The sequence below is a fragment of the Halpernia humi genome (genome assembly GCF_900108025.1).
GTDB lineage: Bacteria > Bacteroidota > Bacteroidia > Flavobacteriales > Weeksellaceae > Halpernia > Halpernia humi.
In genome coordinates this window covers 94,119-107,761 of the sequence record NZ_FNUS01000003.1, presented here as the reverse complement: position 1 = coordinate 107,761, position 13,643 = coordinate 94,119, and the positions used below count along the sequence as shown (strand labels likewise).

Sequence of the window (13,643 nt, the reverse complement as noted above, 5' to 3'; positions counted from 1 at the left end):
TCTACGACTTATTATCCAGAAATTATAATAATTTTCTGCAATAAGCGTTACAATACTAATTTTAAATACATCAATGTTTCAAGCACAATCTCCAACTTCCATAACGCCAGCAGTTGAAACTCACGTTTTTTCTTTGTGGGATATTTTATTTAGCGGCGGATTAGTCGGGAATATCATAATGGCAGCCATTTTTTTGTTGGGCGCTTTAGCGCTTTATATCTTTCTAGAGCGATACTTTTTCATTAAAAGAGCCGCGAAAGAAACACCAAATTTTCTTGAAAACATCAAAGATTTTGTGGAAGGCGGTAGAATTCAGTCGGCTATTGATTATTGCAAAAGCACAGATTCGCCCGAAGCCAGAATGATTGAAAAAGGTTTAACAAGAATTGGCAGACCAATTTCGGATATTTCGAACGCGATGCAAAATCAAGGGCAATTGGAAGTTTCTAGACTAGAAAAAAACTTGAACATTTTGGCCTCTGCTTCTGGAGCCGCACCAATGCTCGGTTTTCTCGGAACTGTAATCGGGATGATCATGGCGTTTTTTCAAATCTCAAATGTAACAGGCGCTGTAAGCCCGAAATTATTAGCTTCTGGTATTTATACAGCGATGGCTACAACGGCTGTTGGTTTATTCATCGGTATTCCGGCGTATTTTTTCTATAATATTTTAGTAACAAAAGTGGACCGCTTGGTTTTAAAAATTCAAACACATGTGAATGATTTTTTGGATACTTTAAACAAGCCTTTGTAAATGGAACTAAAGCGAAGAAATAGAATCAGTGCCGAATTTAGTATGGCTTCAATGACGGATATTATTTTCTTGTTATTGATATTCTTTATGATAACTTCTTCTGCAATTAGCCAAAGCGCGATAGATGTGAAGTTGCCAAAAGCCGATGCTACGGAAACTTCAGCGCAAGACCCAACGACGGTTACCATAAAAGAAGATGGCAGTTATTTTGTAAATGATAAGCCAATTCCCAAAGAAAATCTAGAAAATCTACTGACTTCTACTTTAAAAAACGAAGCAAACCCAACTTTCACCATCAGAGCCGATGGAAACACAAAGCATAAAGATGTGGTTTTTGTAATGGAAATTGCCGAAAAACACAAATATAATTTAGCAATTGCAACGACACAAGAGTAAATGAGTTATGCGATAGAACATAAACAAAATGAAAGAAAAGATCAGGCGAAAAGCGCCGTGATTACTTCTTTGGTATTTCTTTTACTGTTTTTACTTATTTATTTTTATAAAATTATTCAACAAACGCCGCTTCCACAAGAAAAAGTGACGACGATGCTCATTAATTTTGGAGATAACCAAAATGGTGCAAATTTAGAAGAGCCAGCGCCGCAGGAAGGTTCTATTGCGCCATCAGAAACTGAAGTTGTTCCAAAGCCTATTGTTTCTAAATCGCAACCAGCGGCAGAAAAAATAATTACTGGAAATAACGTGAAAGTTTCTGCACCGAAAGTAGAAAAAGCAGTAAAAAAAGTTGCAAAAACGCCAGCGAAGGCAACTACAAATAAAACAGCCACGCCAAAACAACTTCCAACTTTAGCAAAAACAGAAACCGTAAATGCCGAAGGAGACGGCAAAGGAACGGCTGCAATTGGAAATCTATTAAAAGGGCGGGGTAATAAAAGTGGTTCACAAGGCACAAATGGCACTACTGGAAATGCAGGAGATCCGCTTGGAGGGGACGGAAACGGCGATAGCAAAATTGGAATTGATAGAAAATTAATTGGTTTTATTCCTGGAACGATGGGGAAAAAGGGAACGCCACCAGTCCATTACTGTAAAGAAAGCGGGGAGATCATAATTTCCTACATCGTGGATAAAGCAGGAAATGTAATTTCTGCCAATCGCTTAAGTGGTACTGCGGATCCTTGTTTGGTTTCAAATTCCGTAAAATGGGTAAAAAAATACGTAAAAGCCGAAAAAGCAAATACATTTTCTACGGGGACTTATAGAATAGTTTTTTAAGTTAAAAAATGCGCAATCGTATAAATAATCAAGCCTACCAAACCACCCACCAAAGTCCCGTTTAAGCGGATAAATTGCAAATCTTTCCCGACTTCTAACTCTAGTTTTTCACTGAGTTCTTTTCCTTGCCAATTTCCAACTGTTGAGCTGATGAGTTCACCGAATTGATGCGTGTTTTTTAGGATATATTTATAAGCCGTCAAGCGAATCCAACCATCAATTTTCTGCTGCAAAGCGGCGTCTGATTTTAAATTTAATGCAAATTCTTGCACATTTTTTCCCACATAGTTTTTTAATGCAGAATCGTTTTGGCTTAATTCTGTAAGAAGATTTTGTTTAATGTTGAGCCACACATCTTTGGCGTAAATTTTAATTTTTTCTTCATCCAGAAAACTGCTTTTGATGTCTTTAAAATCTTCCTCCCATTTTTCATTTTCCTGAATATCAATACTAAAATCTAATATTTTACGCGTAATTTCTTGGCGTAATGGATGGTTTTCGTTTTCCTCTACTTCCCGAAAATAGTCGCTTAAGCCAGAGGTGATTTTATTAGCCAATGCATCATCTACAAATTTCGGGATTAAACTAAAGCTTTCTTTTTTCACGCGTTCTTTTACTAAATTTTGATGCTGCAAAACATAGTTTTTTATTTGTGAAGAAAGGGCTGTAATGAGTTTTTGGTGGTCGTTTTTTTCAATTAAATATTCTAAACCGTTGCCGATTAGTTTTTGAATTTTAAAATCACCAACCATTTCTTTAGCCTTTCTCCTTATAAAATTAATGACAGTTTCATCTTCTAATTTATTTAAAATATTGAGTAAAATAATAGAAACTTCATTCACTAAATTATGCTGGTTTTTTTCTACATTAAGCCATTCTGCCGCAATATTAGAAACCTTTAATTTTTGAATATACGGCCGAATAGTTTCTGGGGAGAGAAAATTTTCTACTACAAAATTACCCAGATTATCGCCAATTTTTTCTTTGCTATTTACAATTAAATTGGTGTGTGGAATTTTGAGACCTAATGGATAATTAAACAAAGCCGTTACCGCAAACCAATCTGCCAAAGCACCAACCATCGCTGCTTCTGCAAATGCACGAATGTAGCCCAACCAATGCGAACTGTGTTGTTTTTGCAATAGAGTCATAGTCACAAAAAGTGCCGCCATCAAAACAAATAGCCCTGTTGCAAAAGATTTGTATAAAAAAAGTTGACGTTTTTTCTCGCTGTCTGTCATTAATTTAAAATGTATTTAAAATTACAAAAATGGCGTTAAATTTGATTCAATTTTTATTTAATAAATTTTAATGAAACTATCAATTCTTTTTTTAATAGGAATCATGTTACAATCTTGTACACAACCCATAAAATCTCAAAATTTAAAAGCAATGGAACAAAGCACTACAAAAAACAATCCATATTACTCCAGAACAGATCGCACAAAATTAAATGTTTCTAATGACGAATGGAAAAAAATTCTAGATCCAGATTTGTACGCCGTAGCTCGCGAGGCCCATACCGAAAGACCTGGAACGGGAAAATATAATAATTTTGATGGTTTAGGAGAATATTATTGTGCGGTTTGTGGAAATCATTTATTTCGTTCTGATGCGAAATTTGCATCCACTTGCGGCTGGCCAAGTTTCTACGAAGCCGATAAAGAAGGTGTGATTTATAAAAGAGATTCTTCTTATGGAATGGAGCGCACAGAAGTTCTTTGCAAACGTTGTGGTTCTCATTTGGGGCATGTTTTTAATGACGGGCCGCCGCCAACTGGAACGCGTTTTTGTATGAATTCTGTGAGTTTGGACTTTGTTCCCGACGCAAAATCAGAAGCAAAGTAAATCAGCAGTGATCAAACTTGGTAGACAATTTAAAAATAAAAGGTTCAGAAATTTCTGAACCTTTTTTATAGTTAAAATTTTAATTATCGAACATCTGATGCACTCAAGCCATTTAATCTCAATCCGTATTTCCACTGAACATAGGCGAAAACTTGATACAATCGGTATTCGAATTTTAACCCATAATTTTCATTAGGATCATAAAAAATGGAAGATTCTATCACATTTCGATATTTGCCTGAAGAGTAAAGAGAATTCCATTCAGTTACTAAAAATGCATTTTTATTTTTTAAATAAGATTCTGTGTAAAAATTCATAGGTTTTGCGATGGCATTTAGGAAATAGTCGTATTGCGTATCCAGCACATCAAGTTGCCATTCTCCTTCTTCGTTTTTTTCAGGTTTTATTTCAGTTTTGTTGTCTAATGCTACATTTTTTTGAGGTGCGCAGCCGAACACAAACATTAAAAGAAGTGCATATTTTATTAAATTTTTCATAATTAGTTGTTTATGTTTCCTGTAGTAATATGCAGTTGCTTTGCATTATGAATGTTTTTTGTAACTTGTTAATGCTGCGTTAATACGTTTTAATTTGGTTGATATTCTTTTTGTAAAATCACAAATGCGGGGAAATGGTCGCTGTAACCACCAGTATATTGATCACCATTCCACGATCGGAAAGGATATCCTTTAAAACTTCCCGTCTTATTAATTAAGTATGGAGGCGCAAAAATTTCTGCTTTATAAACTGAATAATCTTTCCCCACGCTATCGCTTATTAAATTTGAAGATACAATAATTTGATCAAATAAATTCGGAGCATCGCGGTAGGCTAAAGAAGCTACTCCTTTTTTATATAAAGGGTACATTAAATCTATATAGGGTTTTTCTGTAGATACTTCTTTTATATTTCCAACGGCTCCTAAATGTTCTTTTATACTTGGGCTAACTGGGTCATCATTAAAATCGCCCATAGCAAATAATCTTGTTGAAGGGTCTAATGCTCTTACACTATCCATTTCTTTTTTCAAAACATCACCGGCTTTGTTTCTTTTGGGAAGAGAAGAGGCTTCACCACCTCGTCTGGATGGCCAATGATTCATAAAAAAAGCCACTTTTTCATTATCTAAAAGTCCAGATAAAATTAAAATATCTCTTGTGTATTGTTGTTTGCCATCATCATTATAAATTTTTATTTCTTTTTTTAATGCGTTGGTTGGCGTAAATCTTCTTTTCTGATAAAGCAATGCTACATCTATTCCACGATAATCGTAAGAATTGAAATGAATAATACCATAATCATATTTTGCTAAAGTAGGATAGTGCGCAATGTCTTCTACTACTTTGCGGTTTTCTACCTCAATTAAACCAACAACAACTGGTGCTGTTTTTGTGTATTGGGAACCAATATCAGCAATTACTTTTGCAATATTGTGCAATTTTTCTTCATATATTTTTTTGCCATAATTTTTGGGGCTACTTGGCGTAAATTCATCAGAAGAACCTTGGTATCGCACTACTTTTTTTCCTTTTAAAGCATAATCATTCCAAGGGCCATTATAATCTTCGTGCGGCAAATATTTAACAGAATCTAATGGAATACTGCGGTGAAATGCGGGGTTTGAAATGGCTTTTGTGCCATCTATATAATCTGCAGATTGAATAGTATCCCACATGTTTTCAACATTTAAAAAGGCAACAGTTGCTACTTTTCTTACTTTTCCTGTTTGGGAAAACCCAGAAATAAAAAGCAGCATAAAAATAAGTGTATAAAAATTTTTCATTATAAAAATAATTTGAACAAATCTACAAAAAATAACTTTTTAAGTTCCTTGCAATTTACACTATCAGTTTTAATTTAAAAATAAACATTTTGTTAAAAAAGCATAAATTATAATTTTTTTCTTAAATTTACCTCATGAAGATAAACGATTTTAGAGTATCTTTAATAAATAATATACTTACTTATATGTTTAAAAAACTATCAATTATCTCTTTATTCGCAATACTTTCGGGTTCTTTTTGTTTCGCGCAAACCACAGTTTTTGCGTATTTGAAAGATGCAGATGGAAAACCCGTAGAACGCGCAGAAGTAGATTTAAAAGGCCAGTCTAGCCAAGTAACAGCCGATAAAATTGGTTACTTTCAGTTTGTAGATCTAAAAGCAGGTCATTACCAAATTATTATTTCTAAACCTGGCTTTGGGAACAAAGAAGTAGAATTTGATGTTGCAGGTGAAAAAAGGAAAGATTTGGGCGTGATTACTTTATACTCCGCTCTTTCTGAAGCCGATCAAGGAATCGTGATTTTAGACAACAATAGCGGTGAAGAAGATAATAGCCAATCTTCCACGGTGGGTTTGCTAACTTCTTCACAAGATGTTTTTAGCAGAATTGCGGCTTTTGATTTAGGTGCTTATTGGTTTCGTCCACGCGGAATTGATGGAAGATCCGGGGAAATTATGCTCAACGGAGTATCCATGAAAAGATCAGACAATGGAAATGTAGATTTTGGAAATTGGGGCGGTTTAAATGAAATTACCAGATATCCTGAAATTGCTCCGAATCATTCACCTTCAGAATATGCTTTTGGAGGCGAAAGTTCAGTAATTTATAAAAATACTAAACCAAGCGAAAACCGAAAAGGTTTCCAAGCAACGTATTCTCTCACCAACCGAAATTATAGAAATAGAGCCTCTTTAAGATATTCTTCTGGGATGACAAAAAAAGGTTGGGCTGTTACGGTAATGGGTGCCAGAAGATGGGCGCAAGAAGGCATACAAGAAGGAACTTTTTATGATGCTATTGGAACTTATTTAGGTGTAGAAAAAAAGATTTCAGATAAACATACGGTAATTTTTAATTTTTTAGGTTCTCCTTACCGTCGTTCTACATCAAGCCCAAGTACACAGGAAGTTTACAATTATGGAGGCGTGCATTATAATTCTTATTGGGGATTTCAAGACGGCAAAAAGCGAAGTGAACGCGTAAAAACCAGCTTCGAGCCACTTTTCCAATTATCACATTATTGGACGATAAACAAGAAAAACTCTTTGTGGACGAATGTTTCATACCAATTTGGTAAAGAAAAATCTTCTAGATTAGACTGGCAGAATGTTCCAAATCCTTCGCCACAATATTACAGATATTTACCAAGTTACTACCAAAGCCAAATAGACCAAGCCTTGCTTACAAATCCTACTGCAAATGTAGATAACCTAAAAGATGCCTATAACACCGCTTTGGCAGGATGGCAAAATGGGGACCCCAATTTTACCCAACTAAATTGGGAAAAATTATACCGAGAAAACCAATCACAACCAGTTACTAGTTTATATGGCACAACTGGAAGACGATCTTTATATTTTGTGGTAAATGATGTAAATGATGATAAAATATTAAATGCAGCAACGCATTTTGTTCATAATTTTAATGACACTACTAAATTTTTATTAAACATTTCCTACCAAAATTACCGCTCCGAACTTTACCGTGAAGTGAATGATTTATTAGGAGGAGATTTTGCACTTAATAAAGATCCTTTTGCCGCTACAAACAACCCTGGAACCAGCGGTCTCTATAACGAAGGAGAGGCAGATTATACCAAAAGAAAAGGCGATAAAATAAATTATGATTATAATTTTAAACGTGATGAGGTAAAAGTAAATCCGGGGCTTAGTTTTTCTTCAGGAAAATTTGATGTGTTCGTTTCAGGTTTAGTTGCCTATAGTTCATCAATGAGAGAAGGTTTGTTTAAACATTATTTATATGATGACAGTTTTGGGAAAAGCCCAAAGTATGATTTTTGGAATTTCGGTATAAAAGGGCAAGTCATTTATAAATTAAATGGTAGAAACTTTATAGTTTATAACGGGGCTTATTTCTCACAATCTCCTTATTTAGAAGATATCTTCATAAATCCAAGAGTCAATTCTTCAGTTGCTCCAAATATTAAAAACACAGTTATAAATGCTAACGATTTAAGTTATATTATCTCTTCGCCATTTATAAAATTAAGATTAACGGGTTACTTAATAGATACTCAAAATGAAACCAATGTGCAAAGATTTTTTGCAGATGGCATACAATTAAATTCACAAGACACTTCAGGAAATACCACGCTTGTACAAAGTGCTTTTGTAACGCAAATAATGTCTAATGTAGAAAAAAGAAACATAGGAGCAGAAGTTGGATTAGATGTAAAAATCACTCCAACTCTTTCTGCGCAAGGCGCTGCAAGTTTAGGGCAGTACACCAATAGAAATGATCCCGAAACTTATTTTGCTTCAGACGCAGCAGGAACTTTTGCAAACGGACAATCTTATTTAGATTTAGGGAAAGCTTATTTAAAAGATTATAAACAAGGAGGCACTCCACAACAGGGCTTTTCATTTGGACTTCGTTACAATTCTCCAAAATATTGGTGGCTTGGTGCAAACTGGAGTTATTTGGGAGAAAATTATTTAGACCCTTCTGCAATAATTAGAACTGAAAGTTTTGTGCAAAACCCAGTTTCTGGTTCACCTTATGCGGGCATTACCGAAGCAGAATTAAGAAATAGATTGCAACCAACAAAATTACCTTCTGCCAATTTCATTAATGCAAATGCAGGAAAATCTTGGATTGTTGGTAAATATTACGTGCTGATTACCGCTTCTGTTAATAATATTTTTAATAATACAAAATACATCACTGGCGGGTTTGAGCAAACAAGAAACGTAAGTTATCCAAAATTTGTTCAAGATGATGATAGAAATTATCCATTATTCGGACCAAAACTATTTTACACTCAAGGCCGCTCCTATTTTGTAAACTTACAATTCAGATTCTAAAAAATTAATTATTAAAAGATAAAGTAATGAATATAAAAAAATACTTAAAACCTGTGCTTAGTTTAGTTATTACAACTATCACCATCACATCCTGTGTGCGCAGTAATGATTGGGAAACCCCACCAATTACTTGCAATAACAGATTTGACGCTTCTACGACGACAATGGCAGATTTCGTGGCAATGGCACCATCATCGGGCACCATTAAAATTCCTGAAGACGGAGCGCCAGTTATTTTTGATGCTTATGTAATTTCATCTGATGAAAATGGTAATTTTTATAAAACAATTTCTTTTCAAGATGCACCACAAAACCCAACGGTTGGTTTACAAATGGAAGTAGATCGCTCAAGTAATTATGCAGATTTCCCAGTCGGAAGCCATGTCAGAATAAAAGCAAATGGATTGGTTTTTGGTACAGACGCAGGTGTTAAAAAATTAGGCTCTGTTGATCCCACTTATGCAGTTGGAAGAATCCCTAACTCTCTTTTTTCAAGATATATTGCAGGTGTTTGCAACGGTGGTTCTATGGATATAGTGCCTATTATTCCTACCGAATTACCAAGTTTAGCAGCGGCTCAAAATGAAATGTATATTAATACTTTAGTTACGATTAAAAATGTACAATTCGCTTCAAGTGATTTGGGCAAAACTTATTTAGATTATGATCCGGGAACAGGTCTCGGGATAGACACAAATAGAAATATTGAAGACAACACAGGAAGTAAATCTATTATAAGAAATTCTGGGTTTTTCAGCGGGGGTAAAACACTTCTTCCAAAAGGAAATGGTTCTTTAACTTTTGTTGTAAGTAGGTACAACTCTACATGGCAAAATCTTATAAGAAGTTTAGCAGACGTAAGTATCCCAGATACGGGAAGTAGATATGATGCTTCTCCGCCAGTAGGTGGCACTGCAATTTCATATAGTGGAAGTTTCACAGAAAATTTTGAAAGTTATAGCCCAACAAATCTAGAAGTATTCCCTAAATATATTAATGATTCTTTTATCGGAAATAGATATTGGCAACTAAAAAGTTTTGGTGGAAATCAATACATACAACTTTCTGCAAATGCAGGTTCTGGCAGTTACACTACATATTTTATAGTTCCTGTAGATTTTTCTGCAGCAAATTCTATGAAATTTGATGTAAATGTAGGCTACTATAAAGGTAATGCACTAAAAGTTTATACTACCACCAATTACACACCACTTGGTGATATGTCTGCAGCAACTTTAACAGATATTACTTCAAACTTTACAATTCCTACAACTCCAACTACAGGTTATGGTGTTTTTACACCTGCAGGAACTTACAATTTCCCGACTTCATTAACCGGGAATGGCTTTGTAGTTTTTGAATATTCTGGCGCAAATCCTGGCGTAACAACCACCATTCAGTTGGATAATATTCAGGTACAATAAACCATTTAGTTTAATATAAAAGCCGTTCCAAATTTATTTGGGACGGCTTTTTTCATTACAATACTAATTTATATCAATTTTTCATTAAAATTATTTCAAAAGATTAAAATCTTACAGAGTTCCTTTTCCTTATTGTTCATTTTTTCTACACAGATATTTCTCCTACGGAGCATTTTTGTTTTTCGGAAAATTTAAAGATGAAGTAGTTATTATATCCGTTTTTAATGATGTCTTTAATTTTTGAACTTTCTGATATTAAACGCCTTTGCAAATGAATTTTCAACTTTATATTATAATATGCAAATCCTAAATTTGCGATACAAAAAGAAGCGAAAAAGAAAACTTTAAATCCGATAATTTTTTCTTAGAATATCGCAAATATTTGGAAAGTTTTTAGATAATCTTTTTTAGATATTCACCGTACCCACTTTTACCATATTTTTCGGCAGATTTTAGCAATTGTTCTTTATTAATAAAACCTTTTTTGTAAGCAATTTCTTCAATACAAGAAATTTTAAAGCCTTGTCGTTTTTCTAAAACTTTCACAAACTCTGAAGCATCGTGCAAAGAATCGAAAGTTCCAGTATCTAGCCAAGCAGTTCCGCGAGACATTACACCAACTTCTAATTGTCCTTTTTCAAGATAAATTTTGTTCACGTCCGTAATTTCAAGTTCTCCGCGCGGTGAAGGTTTCAAATTTTTTGAAATTTCTACCACAGAATTATCATAAAAATACAGCCCAGGAACTGCAAAATTAGATTTTGGATGCTTTGGTTTTTCTTCAATGGAAATGGCTTTTTTTGCATCATCAAATTCTACCACACCATATCTTTCAGGATCTGAAACTTGGTAGGCAAAAACACAACCGCCTTTCACATTGGTTTTACTGGAAAGTAATTCTGGCAAGCCTGCGCCATAGAAAATATTATCTCCCAAAACCAAAGCCACAGAATCTTGGCCAATAAATTCTTCGCCCAAAATAAAAGCTTGCGCCAAACCATCAGGACTCGGCTGAATTTTATATGAAATTTTACAACCGATAGAACTTCCATCTCCCAATAATTTTTCAAATCCACCAATATCATGCGGTGTGGAAATAATTAATATTTCTTTTATCCCTGCTAAAAGTAAAGTTGACAAAGGATAGTAAATCATTGGTTTGTCGTAAACTGGCATTAACTGTTTGCTCACGGCAATCGTTAATGGGTAAAGTCTGGTTCCGGAGCCGCCGGCGAGTATTATTCCTTTCATATTTGAGTGTTTGAGTATTTGAGTTGTTTAGTTATTGTGCGTTTGAGGTTTTCTCTTTCAGTAATTTTTCCATTTCGGAATTTAATTGATATTGAAGATTATGAGAAATAGATGCGGTTATTAAAATCAAATTATTTTTATCATCAATTAATCCTCCATTTTTTTTGTAAAACTCAATTAAATTTTTTAGTTTTTGTTCAGAAACAAATGATAAACTATTATAAATAGAATTTTTCTTAAATTTTTCAAAGTCAAATTTTTTTAAAACTTCGTCAATTTCCTTGTTGCCATAGTTTCTTTTTCCATTTTTATATTGTTCTCCCCAAAAATAAACTCGTGCGTAATTCATTAATGCTTCTTTATAATTACTTACATTAATTAATTCATCAATTAATTTTTCTTGATTTTCCTTTGGCATTGCAACAGGCGGAGGCGATTCTTGAGCAAAAGAAAAAAGTGAAAAAAATATAAAAAGAAATAGTGACAATTTTTTCATAATTAACGTTTGAGTTTTTGATTGGACGAATAGTTTTGTTAATTTTCTATTTAGTATTCGAGTTTTTGGATTCCGAAAAAGTCCATTTTTTAGAGTTAATCGTTAATGATACAATTATAGCAAGAGTTTCATCATATTTTTTATATAAATCTAGATATGTTTTTTCATCAATATAATTACAAGCCAAAGCAAAATCTAACCAATTTTGTGTTTCTGCGGCTTCACCATCCGCATCATTTAATTTGTTAATAAATGATTTTTCGTATCTCCTCTTTCGCCATGCTTAAGTAATATTTGCATTAACGGAACGAGAAGATCTTCTAATTTGGTCTGTCAGCGAATATCTTTCTTCAATAGGAAATTTTTTGGATGAATGATATATTTCCATTGCCGTAGAAAAGGCTTTTTGATAAACAATCAAATCTTTATGAACTTTAACCATGATTTTTTAAGTTAAATTAATTTATATCCTTAAAAATAGAAACACTCAATTACTCAAACACTCAATTACTCAAATACTGATTATTGTAGTACGTTTGATAATTACCCGAACTTACATTCTCCAACCACTCTCTATTCTCCAAAAACCAATCAATTGTTTTAGAAAGTCCCTGTTCAAAAGTCACGCTTGGTTTCCAGCCTAATTCTTTGTTGAGTTTTGAGGCATCGATTGCGTAGCGCAAATCGTGGCCAGGTCGGTCTTTCACGTAAGTAATTAATTTTTCTGAATGACCAACCGGATTTCCCAATTTTTCATCCATTTGTTTGATGAGTTCTTTCACCAAATCTATGTTTTTCCATTCATTAAAACCACCGATATTGTAAGTTTCGCCCGTTTTTGCTTCATTAAATATTTGATGAATCGCTTTTGCATGATCGATCACAAACAACCAATCTCGCGTATATTTTCCGTCGCCGTAGATTGGCAAAGGTTTTTCGTTAATAATATTTAAAATACAAAGTGGAATCAATTTTTCTGGAAAATGATTGGGTCCGTAATTATTGGAACAGTTTGAAATAATGAAAGGCATTCCATACGTATTTCCGTATGCTCTTACCAAATGATCGGATGCCGCTTTGCTCGCAGAATACGGAGATTTTGGGTCATAAGCAGTTTCTTCCGTGAAAAATCCTGTTTCGCCCAAACTACCATAAACTTCATCTGTAGAAACGTGGTAAAAAAGAAAATCGCGTTTTTCATCAGGGAAATTTCCGTGTTGATGCTCTGGGTTTAAAGTCCAAAATTCTTTGGCTAAATTTAAAAGAATCGCTGTTCCATTTACATTCGTATTTATAAACGCATTCGGATCCGTAATACTTCTGTCAACGTGTGATTCAGCGGCTAAATGCACAATTGCATCGGGTTTGTATTTCTCAAAAATCGGGCGCAATTCTTCAACTTTGGTAATGTCTGCTTTCTCGAAAACGTAATTGGGTTCGTTTTCAATGTCCGTCAGATTTTCCAGATTTCCTGCATAAGTTAAAGCATCAAGATTGATGATTTTTTTATCTGGATTGTTTTTCACAAATTCTCGAACAACGTGAGAGCCTATAAAACCTGCGCCGCCTGTGATGATGATATTTTTCATTAATTATATTTGAAATTAATTATTTTAGATAAAATTATTTTAAATTTTGTTTTTTGAAACGAGTCTATTGGAACAAATTATCGCAAAAATACAAATTAACAATTAATGTTTTAGTCCATAATTATCGTATTTGCATAACATATAAATTTATTTTATCTTTGCAAAAGATTTACGGGATATAATGAGAAGGCTTCGGAAGAAAGCCTTTTTTT

Annotated in this window: 12 protein-coding genes and 1 pseudogene; 6 read left to right on the top strand and 7 right to left on the bottom strand. The window is 33.8% G+C overall.

Annotation, left to right across the window (positions count from 1 at the left end; genetic code table 11):
* Positions 1–73 precede the first annotated feature (73 nt).
* Genes C4S29_RS07490 through C4S29_RS07480 form a run of 3 tightly spaced genes read left to right on the top strand, consistent with a single transcriptional unit; the run spans position 74 to position 1,993 of the window.
* Positions 74–754: a MotA/TolQ/ExbB proton channel family protein gene (locus tag C4S29_RS07490; protein WP_103913528.1), complete on the top strand. Its 681-nt coding sequence runs from the start codon at positions 74–76 to the stop codon at positions 752–754.
* Complete coding sequence (locus C4S29_RS07485; RefSeq protein ID WP_103913527.1) at positions 755–1,150, top strand: ExbD/TolR family protein; 396 nt, start codon at positions 755–757, stop codon at positions 1,148–1,150.
* A complete protein-coding gene (locus C4S29_RS07480) occupies positions 1,151–1,993 on the top strand; it encodes a ferric siderophore ABC transporter substrate-binding protein (protein WP_103913526.1) in 843 nt (280 codons plus the stop codon). It abuts the gene before it with no gap.
* Here the strand turns inward: C4S29_RS07480 and C4S29_RS07475 are convergent.
* Positions 1,990–3,234 (bottom strand): DUF445 domain-containing protein, encoded by a 1,245-nt coding sequence (locus C4S29_RS07475; protein ID WP_103913525.1) that lies wholly within the window; start codon positions 3,232–3,234, stop codon positions 1,990–1,992. The genes C4S29_RS07480 and C4S29_RS07475 overlap by 4 nt on opposite strands.
* Before the next feature lie 70 nt (positions 3,235–3,304).
* On the opposite strand from C4S29_RS07475, the gene msrB reads away from it, so the two are divergent.
* The gene (gene msrB, locus C4S29_RS07470; protein WP_103913524.1) at positions 3,305–3,841 is read left to right on the top strand and encodes a peptide-methionine (R)-S-oxide reductase MsrB; all 537 of its coding nucleotides are present in this window, start codon (positions 3,305–3,307) and stop codon (positions 3,839–3,841) included.
* Positions 3,842–3,924: 83 nt separating this feature from the next.
* Here the strand turns inward: msrB and C4S29_RS07465 are convergent, their stop codons facing one another.
* Entirely contained in the window at positions 3,925–4,338 is a 414-nt protein-coding gene (locus tag C4S29_RS07465) for a DUF6146 family protein (protein ID WP_103913523.1), read from the bottom strand.
* An 89-nt stretch (positions 4,339–4,427) separates the two neighbouring features.
* A complete protein-coding gene (locus C4S29_RS07460; protein WP_103913522.1) occupies positions 4,428–5,624 on the bottom strand; it encodes an endonuclease/exonuclease/phosphatase family protein in 1,197 nt (398 codons plus the stop codon).
* 185 nt (positions 5,625–5,809) lie between these two features.
* On the opposite strand from C4S29_RS07460, the gene C4S29_RS07455 reads away from it, so the two are divergent.
* Positions 5,810–8,671 carry a carboxypeptidase-like regulatory domain-containing protein gene (locus C4S29_RS07455; protein WP_103913521.1) on the top strand — a complete coding sequence of 954 codons (2,862 nt, stop codon included), beginning with the start codon at positions 5,810–5,812 and terminating at the stop codon, positions 8,669–8,671.
* 26 nt (positions 8,672–8,697) lie between these two features.
* Positions 8,698–10,095, top strand: coding sequence for a DUF5689 domain-containing protein (locus C4S29_RS07450; RefSeq protein ID WP_146063278.1), 1,398 nt, complete (start codon positions 8,698–8,700; stop codon positions 10,093–10,095).
* 393 nt (positions 10,096–10,488) lie between these two features.
* On the opposite strand, the gene rfbA is transcribed toward C4S29_RS07450, so the two are convergent.
* The 4 genes and pseudogenes from rfbA to rfbB form a co-directional block, all read right to left on the bottom strand.
* The gene (rfbA, locus tag C4S29_RS07445; protein WP_103913519.1) at positions 10,489–11,346 is read right to left on the bottom strand and encodes a glucose-1-phosphate thymidylyltransferase RfbA; all 858 of its coding nucleotides are present in this window, start codon (positions 11,344–11,346) and stop codon (positions 10,489–10,491) included.
* A 31-nt stretch (positions 11,347–11,377) separates the two neighbouring features.
* The gene (locus C4S29_RS07440; protein WP_103913518.1) at positions 11,378–11,842 is read right to left on the bottom strand and encodes a hypothetical protein; all 465 of its coding nucleotides are present in this window, start codon (positions 11,840–11,842) and stop codon (positions 11,378–11,380) included.
* A 46-nt stretch (positions 11,843–11,888) separates the two neighbouring features.
* Positions 11,889–12,230: pseudogene (locus tag C4S29_RS07435) on the bottom strand (four helix bundle protein).
* A gap of 115 nt (positions 12,231–12,345) precedes the next feature.
* A complete protein-coding gene (gene rfbB, locus C4S29_RS07430; protein ID WP_103913517.1) occupies positions 12,346–13,431 on the bottom strand; it encodes a dTDP-glucose 4,6-dehydratase in 1,086 nt (361 codons plus the stop codon).
* Positions 13,432–13,643: the final 212 nt, after the last annotated feature.

Coding starts and splice junctions, on each gene's coding strand:
- C4S29_RS07460 (WP_103913522.1), bottom strand. CDS start 5,624: ATGAAAAATTTTTATACACTTATTTTTATGCTGCTTTTTATTTCTGGG.
- msrB (WP_103913524.1), top strand. CDS start 3,305: ATGAAACTATCAATTCTTTTTTTAATAGGAATCATGTTACAATCTTGT.
- rfbB (WP_103913517.1), bottom strand. CDS start 13,431: ATGAAAAATATCATCATCACAGGCGGCGCAGGTTTTATAGGCTCTCAC.
- C4S29_RS07490 (WP_103913528.1), top strand. CDS start 74: ATGTTTCAAGCACAATCTCCAACTTCCATAACGCCAGCAGTTGAAACT.
- rfbA (WP_103913519.1), bottom strand. CDS start 11,346: ATGAAAGGAATAATACTCGCCGGCGGCTCCGGAACCAGACTTTACCCA.
- C4S29_RS07465 (WP_103913523.1), bottom strand. CDS start 4,338: ATGAAAAATTTAATAAAATATGCACTTCTTTTAATGTTTGTGTTCGGC.
- C4S29_RS07450 (WP_146063278.1), top strand. CDS start 8,698: ATGAATATAAAAAAATACTTAAAACCTGTGCTTAGTTTAGTTATTACA.
- C4S29_RS07455 (WP_103913521.1), top strand. CDS start 5,810: ATGTTTAAAAAACTATCAATTATCTCTTTATTCGCAATACTTTCGGGT.
- C4S29_RS07485 (WP_103913527.1), top strand. CDS start 755: ATGGAACTAAAGCGAAGAAATAGAATCAGTGCCGAATTTAGTATGGCT.
- C4S29_RS07480 (WP_103913526.1), top strand. CDS start 1,151: ATGAGTTATGCGATAGAACATAAACAAAATGAAAGAAAAGATCAGGCG.
- C4S29_RS07475 (WP_103913525.1), bottom strand. CDS start 3,234: ATGACAGACAGCGAGAAAAAACGTCAACTTTTTTTATACAAATCTTTT.
- C4S29_RS07440 (WP_103913518.1), bottom strand. CDS start 11,842: ATGAAAAAATTGTCACTATTTCTTTTTATATTTTTTTCACTTTTTTCT.